This window comes from Mangrovicoccus algicola, from assembly GCF_014903745.1.
GTDB lineage: Bacteria > Pseudomonadota > Alphaproteobacteria > Rhodobacterales > Rhodobacteraceae > Mangrovicoccus > Mangrovicoccus algicola.
On sequence record NZ_JACVXA010000055.1, the window covers coordinates 26,682 to 33,110 of the forward strand.

6 protein-coding genes are annotated in these 6,429 nt (G+C 59.0%); all 6 read left to right on the forward strand.

Annotation, left to right across the window (positions count from 1 at the left end):
* The first annotated feature begins 79 nt into the window (after positions 1 to 79).
* The 6 genes from ICN82_RS16040 (at position 80) to ICN82_RS16065 (ending at position 6,319) form a co-directional block, all read left to right on the forward strand.
* A complete protein-coding gene (locus tag ICN82_RS16040) occupies positions 80 to 316 on the forward strand; it encodes a hypothetical protein (protein ID WP_193184631.1) in 237 nt (78 codons plus the stop codon).
* A gap of 147 nt (positions 317 to 463) precedes the next feature.
* Complete coding sequence (locus ICN82_RS16045) at positions 464 to 1,321, forward strand: flagellar motor protein MotB (RefSeq protein WP_193184633.1); 858 nt, start codon at positions 464 to 466, stop codon at positions 1,319 to 1,321.
* Between the two features lie 96 nt (positions 1,322 to 1,417).
* Complete coding sequence (locus ICN82_RS16050) at positions 1,418 to 2,737, forward strand: flagellar hook protein FlgE (protein ID WP_193184635.1); 1,320 nt, start codon at positions 1,418 to 1,420, stop codon at positions 2,735 to 2,737.
* Positions 2,738 to 2,764: 27 nt separating this feature from the next.
* On the forward strand, positions 2,765 to 4,219 hold the full coding sequence (gene flgK / locus ICN82_RS16055; RefSeq protein ID WP_193184637.1) for a flagellar hook-associated protein FlgK: 1,455 nt from the start codon (positions 2,765 to 2,767) through the stop codon (positions 4,217 to 4,219).
* 1 nt (position 4,220) lies between these two features.
* Positions 4,221 to 5,225 (forward strand): hypothetical protein, encoded by a 1,005-nt coding sequence (locus ICN82_RS16060; protein WP_193184639.1) that lies wholly within the window; start codon positions 4,221 to 4,223, stop codon positions 5,223 to 5,225.
* The gene (locus ICN82_RS16065; RefSeq protein WP_193184641.1) at positions 5,222 to 6,319 is read left to right on the forward strand and encodes a flagellar basal body P-ring protein FlgI; all 1,098 of its coding nucleotides are present in this window, start codon (positions 5,222 to 5,224) and stop codon (positions 6,317 to 6,319) included. The genes ICN82_RS16060 and ICN82_RS16065 overlap by 4 nt, the downstream gene beginning before the upstream one ends.
* Positions 6,320 to 6,429: the final 110 nt, after the last annotated feature.

Sequence of the window (6,429 nt, forward strand, 5' to 3'; positions counted from 1 at the left end):
GGTCCGTAAGCTTTCGTTTACTCACCGGTGAATTGTGCTAGGTTCGATTCAAAGTAGTCCCTTCCCATGGAGTTTCCTAATGTCCAAGCTTTGGTTCGCAGCTTGCGCCCTTGCCCTCGTGGCCCCCTTCGCTGCCTCGGCCCAGTCGGCCAACGGCGCTGCCGCTTCCGTGGCCGTTTCCCAGAACGGCAGTGCACCGCTGAGCGGCGAAGCCAAGACGGGTATCGGCACGGCGACTGCCGCGGTGATTGCCGTGCTCATCGGCATGGCCGGCGAGGGCGGGTCGTCCTCCAGCACCACCTCGACCGGCAACTGATCGCCGGTTTCCCCGAGAGGGAATTCAGGGGCCGGATCCGGAAGCGGATCCGGCCCTTCCTTTTGCGCGAGACTGACCTGATGCCGGTTAATCCGGCGTTTATCCGCGGCTGCTAGTCACCCTGGCGGAAAAGCCGGGTGAACATCCATGTCGACGGAAAATCTTGCGCCGATCATCGTCAAGAAAAAGAAGGTCGTGGGTGGTCACGGGCATCATGGCGGAGCCTGGAAGGTCGCCTATGCCGACTTCGTGACGGCGATGATGGCCTTCTTCCTGCTCATGTGGCTGCTCAACGCCACCACGGAGAAGCAGCGCAAGGGGCTGGCGGATTATTTCTCTCCGACCATTCCCGTCAGCCGCATTTCCGGTGGCGGGGACGGACAGTTCTGGGGCGAGAGCGTCTTCTCGGAAGAGGCGCTGCCGCAGACGGGCACCGGCGCCACGATGGAGCGCCCGAGCAGCGAGAACCAGGCGCTCGGCGCACTCGGCGTGGATGTGACGGCCGAGCGCGTGATCGAACGCGCTCCGGATGCGCGCATCCAGGATGCGCAGAATCTTCTGGAACAGCTTCAGGCGCGGGGCGGCGAAAGCATGGCCCAGCTGATGAAGATGCGTCATGTCATCACCCGGCTGACAGAGGAAGGCCTGGTCTTCGACATTTTCGAGACGCCCGACATCCGTCTTTTCCGGGCGGGGACGAATGAACCCACGGAGGAATTGCGCATTGCGGTGCGTCATGTCGTCGACGGGGCGCGCATCGTGGCGAACGATATCTCGATATCCGCGCATCTGGCCGCACGGCCGCTGATCCTCGCGGAGAATCCCGTATGGGACGTGACCTCGGGCCGCGCGAATGTGGTTCGGCAAATGGCGGAGAGGCTGGGTTTTCCCGCCCGGCGGATCCAGAAGGTGATCGGGTTCGCGGATCGCAAACCGGCCGTGTCGAACCCGCTTGCCCTTCGCAACAACCGCATCGAGATCACGCTGCTGCGCGACGGGGTCTGAGGGATTGTTTCTTAAATTTTACCCGTTAGCCCGCCATTAAGCACGCCGCTGCTAGCGTCCGCATGACAGGAATGCTGAAGCAGAAAGGCGCAGTTAATGACGATTTCCTCATCGATGAATGCGGGGGTCATGGGGCTCAGCGCGAACGCCACCAAATTGGCGACGATCTCGGACAATATCGCAAATTCAAACACCTACGGATACAAGCGCGCCGTCGCGGATTTTCATTCCCTGGTGACCTCCTCGAATGGGGGCTCCTATTCGGCAGGGGGGGTGCGGGCCTCCACCCAGCGGTTCATAGACGAGGCCGGTTCGCTTATCGGAACCAGCAACTCCACCGACCTTGCCGTGCGCGGCGGCGGCTTCCTGCCTGTCACCACCAAGCCCGAAGTGAATGTCGACAATGGCGATCTCTCCATGTTGCTTGCCACGACCGGATCGTTCCGGACCGACGCGGAAGGCTACCTGAAAACCGAAAACGGTCTTGTTCTGCTGGGCGTGCCGGCCAATCCCGATGGCAGCATTCCAGCCTTTTCCCGCGATTCCCTGGCCGGGCTCGAGCCGATCAAGATCAACATGAGCGCGATCAGCAGCGAACCCACCACCGAGATCGAACTGGGTGTCAATCTTCCCGCGACGGCGACGGAGGAGGCCGTGATTGACCCGTCCACGGATTACGAATCCCTCAATGTCGAATATTACAACAACCTGGGATCCTCGCAGGAACTGACGGTGGAGTTCCGGCCGAGCCCGGCGGTTGCTGGGGTGGCGTCGAATGAGTGGACGATCGTCATCACCGATTCGGCGACCATCCCGGCGACGACCGTCATCGGCGAATACGTCATGACCTTCAACGATACCCAGACCTCCGGGGGGACCCTGGCTTCTGTCACGACAGTGACCGGGGGCGCCTATGATCCCGCGACCGGAACTGTCGAGGTGACAACCGCGAGCGGCCCCATCCGTGTTGCCATCGGAGAGCTGGACACGACCGACGGAATTACCCAGTTCGGCGCGTCGTTCCGCCCTTCGAACATTACCAAGAACGGGTCCGGTGTGGGGACGATGACCCTTGTCGAGGTGGATGAAAACGGATTTGTCTACGGGCGTTTCGATACCGGCACGACCCGGACGCTCTATCAGGTTCCCCTGATTGCCGTGGCCAATCCAAACGGCCTGCAGGCCCAAGATTACGAAACCTATCAGATCACCAAGGATAGTGGCGCCTATTACCTCTGGGATGCCGCCGACGGCCCGACGGGCGGCATCGTCTCCTATGCCCGGGAACAGTCTTCCACGGACGTGGCGAAGGAGCTCACCGATCTGATCCAGACACAGCGGGCCTATTCCTCGAATGCCAAGGTCATCCAGACGGTCGACGAGATGCTTCAGGAAACCACCAATATCAAACGTTAATCTCCAACAGGCGCGAGGAGACCGGAAATGAGTATTTCAGGTGCATTGTCGAACGCGTTGTCGGGTCTGTCGGCGACGTCGCGGCTTGCGGATGTGGCGGCGTCGAATATCTCCAACGCGATGACCGAAGGCTATGGCGTCCGCGAGGCGGTGCTCTCTCCGCGGTTGGGCGGTGACGACGGGGGGGTGCAGTTTGTCGGCATCCGGCGGCTGGTCAATGACGTGCTGATCGCTGATCGCAGGCAGGCCGAGGCGGAGCTTGCGGGGGCGCGCACGAGCCAGGAATTTTTCAGTCGCATGCAGGCCCAGATCGGCCTGCCGACCGAAACCGGCTCCCTTACGGCGCGCATGGCCCGCCTGGAAGCTGCCTTGATAGAGGCGACCGGCGCGCCGGAAAGCGAGCCGCAGCTTTTGAAGATAAGAAATGCCCTGGAAAGTCTTGTGGAACATCTGGGGGGCGGCAGTGAAGCCGTGCAGACGGAAAGGCTCCGCGCGGATACCGAGATCGCCGCGCAGGTCGGACAGCTGAATGACGCCCTGCGGCAACTCCAATCCCTCAATGCCTCGATTTCTCGCAACGTGGTGCTTGATCATGACGTTTCCGCAATGCTCGACCAGCGACAGGCTCTTGTCGATCGGGTCAGCAGCATCATTCCGGTTACGGAACTGGCGCGCCCCAATGGCGCGATTGCGTTGATGACCTCCGCCGGGGTCATGTTGCTTGATTATTCGGCGGCCGAAATCGGTTTCACGGCAGCGAATGTCATAACGCCCGAGATGTCACTGGACGGGGGGCATTTATCAGCGCTGACGGTGAATGGTCGCGCCGTGGAAACTGACAGACCCCAAAGCAAAATAGCCGGGGGATCGCTTCAGGAGCTGTTCGACCTCCGGGATGTTCATGCCATCGAGATACAGGCGCAGCTGGATGGATTCGCCAGGGAGCTGATCGAACGCTTTGACGAACCTGCGGTCGACTTCACCATCGCAGCGACGGAGCCGGGCCTGCTGACGGATCTTGGTGCAAAGTTCGATCCAGCGGACGAGCTGGGCCTGGCGCAGAGGATTGCCGTGAATGCCCTGGCAGATCCCCAGCAGGGCGGAGAGATCTGGCGGATCAGGGATGGCCTGGGCGCAGCCGCGCAGGGGCCCGAAGGGCAGACAGCGCTGCTCGTTCGTATCTCCGAGGCGATGTCGGAAATACGGATGCCTGCGGCGGTGGTCTTCGGCATTGGCGGGCGGACTGCCTCGACGCTTGCGGCAGATTTCACATCGAGCATCGGCATGTCTCTGGAAAGATCTGAAGGCACTCTCGCGGCGTCCCTGGGGAAATATGAGATCTTGCACCAGTATGAGCTTGAAGGCGGCGTGGATACGGATGCGGAAATGCAGCGACTTCTGGTCATCGAACAGACCTATGCCGCAAATGCGCGTGTCGTGGAGGTTGTAGGCTCCATGCTGGATTGGCTGATGAGGATCTAAAATGACATCCCTTTCCATCGGTGACATGGCACAGTTTTTCAACCTCAGAAACCAGACGGCCCGTTTGCAGTACCGTCTGGATGACAGCTTGACGGAGCTGGGAAGCGGAGAAGTGGCGGATCTGTCGTCCCATATGCGCGGGAATTTTTCCCGGATTTCTGGAATCGAACATGATCTGGAGCTGCTTGACGGATACTTGGCGACATCCAAAACGGCGAAGGTGCTTCTGGATGCGCAGGCCGTTTCCTTCGAAAAGGCGAGGTCATACGCGCATGATCTTGGTATGTCCCTGATTGAGGCGGCGCAGTCAGCGGATGACAATCTGAAATCGGCCACGCTGAAAAAAGGGCGCTCCGATTTTAATTCCATCATCTCAGCCTTGAATGTTCAGTCTTCAGGTAGAAGCTTATTCTCGGGCGATGCGACAAATGTACGCCCATTCAATGATCCCGAAGTCATTCTCGCGAGCCTGGAAACATATCTGTCTTCTGAGGTGGATGCAGATGGCGTGTGGACTGCGGCTGAAACGTGGTTTTCTGCTGGAGGGGGGTACGAAACAGTGGCGTATCAGGGGTCTGATGTGCCTTTGGGCGCCATTTCGGTCGCTCCGGGAGAAAGGGTATTGGTGGACCTTTCCGGACACTCTCCGGAGGTTCGAGATCTGGTCAGGCTTCATGCGCTGGCGGCCGTGCTCGACAGGGGAACGCTGAACCTCATTGATGCCGAGCAAAGGAACTTGATGTCGTCGGTAGGGGAGGGGCTTGTTAATTCGGACAGGGAGCTGATTTACAAACAGGCGGAAATCGGCGTTCAGCAGGAGCGAATCGACATGCTCCTGTCACAGGAATCGTCCCGTCGGTTTTCTCTGCTGGAGACCAGGAAGGGGATGGTGTCTGTTGATGTCGATGAAGTTGTCGTAAATATTTCAGAATTGAAAATTCGTCTGGAGTCCGTATACGCGGCGACTGCTAGAGTTTCAAATTTATCGCTGGTGAATTTTCTATGAGGCTCTTTTTATCTACATTTTTATTATTGCTTTTCATTGAAAGTGGTCATGCAAATGTCAGGCTGAAGGATCTTGTGGAATTCGACGGAGTCCGCGGAAATGATCTTGTCGGCTATGGTCTCGTGGTCGGCTTGAACGGCACTGGCGACGGCATAAGGAATGCCCCTTTCACCGAAGAGATAATGTCGAACATCCTGGAAAGATTGGGTGTCAATGTTTCCGGGGAGCAGTTCCGCCCAAAGAACGTGGCAGCCGTTTTCGTCACGGCGGTGCTGCCTCCTTTTTCCAGGGTGGGTGGAAATATCGATGTGACAGTCTCCGCGATCGGTGACGCGAGCAGCCTTCTTGGCGGGACGCTTGTCATGACGCCCCTGAATGCGGCCGATGGCCAAATCTACGCGGTCGCGCAGGGAACTGTCATCGCCGGCGGCGTCGGTGTGGAAGGAGAGGCGGGTAGCCTGGTCCAGGGGGTGCCCACAGCCGGGGTCATTCCATCGGGTGCCAGGGTTGAGCGAGAGGTGGATTTCGATTTCTCCTCCCTCGAACAGTTGAGGTTGGCGCTGAGAGAACCGGACTTTTCGACAGCGATCTCCATTGAAAATGCTGTCAACCGCTTGATGGGGGGACGAATTGCGAATGCGACGGATTCCGGTACGGTGACGTTGTCACTGAGTCTCGGCGGGCGCCGGGACATCGTGCGGACCATTGCGGCGATTGAAAATCTGAGCGTAGATCCAGAACAGAAAGCTCGCGTTGTCGTTGACCAGAGGTCCGGGACCATAGTGATCGGGGAGAACGTTCGAATTTCCCGTGTCGCCGTTGCGCAGGGAAACCTGACGCTCCGTGTTCAGGAGGAGCCGCTTGTCGTGCAGCCGAATCCTTTTTCAGACGGAAACACCGTGGTTGTCCCCAGAACGGCATTGGGCCTGCAGGAGGATGCCGGCAGCGGTCTCGCGGAGGTCAGCGCCGGCACTGATCTGTCCGAGATCATATCTGGATTGAACGCCCTTGGCGTCAGTCCCAGAGACATGATCGATATTTTGAAAACGATCAAGGCGGCGGGGGCCTTGCATGCGGAGTTCGTCGTACGTTGACTTCGATGACCAGACCGTATCGACGAGGGGTACATGTCAGGAAGTCGGGTGATCCAATCAGGTGACCTTGCCCCCGGATCCCGGACTGGGAGTTAGATTACTCGCAGACA

Bases quoted from the DNA above. Each gene is read 5' to 3' on its own strand.
- ICN82_RS16040 (WP_193184631.1), top strand. From the start codon at position 80: ATGTCCAAGCTTTGGTTCGCAGCTTGCGCCCTTGCCCTCGTGGCCCCC.
- ICN82_RS16045 (WP_193184633.1), top strand. From the start codon at position 464: ATGTCGACGGAAAATCTTGCGCCGATCATCGTCAAGAAAAAGAAGGTC.
- ICN82_RS16050 (WP_193184635.1), top strand. From the start codon at position 1,418: ATGACGATTTCCTCATCGATGAATGCGGGGGTCATGGGGCTCAGCGCG.
- flgK (WP_193184637.1), top strand. From the start codon at position 2,765: ATGAGTATTTCAGGTGCATTGTCGAACGCGTTGTCGGGTCTGTCGGCG.
- ICN82_RS16060 (WP_193184639.1), top strand. From the start codon at position 4,221: ATGACATCCCTTTCCATCGGTGACATGGCACAGTTTTTCAACCTCAGA.
- ICN82_RS16065 (WP_193184641.1), top strand. From the start codon at position 5,222: ATGAGGCTCTTTTTATCTACATTTTTATTATTGCTTTTCATTGAAAGT.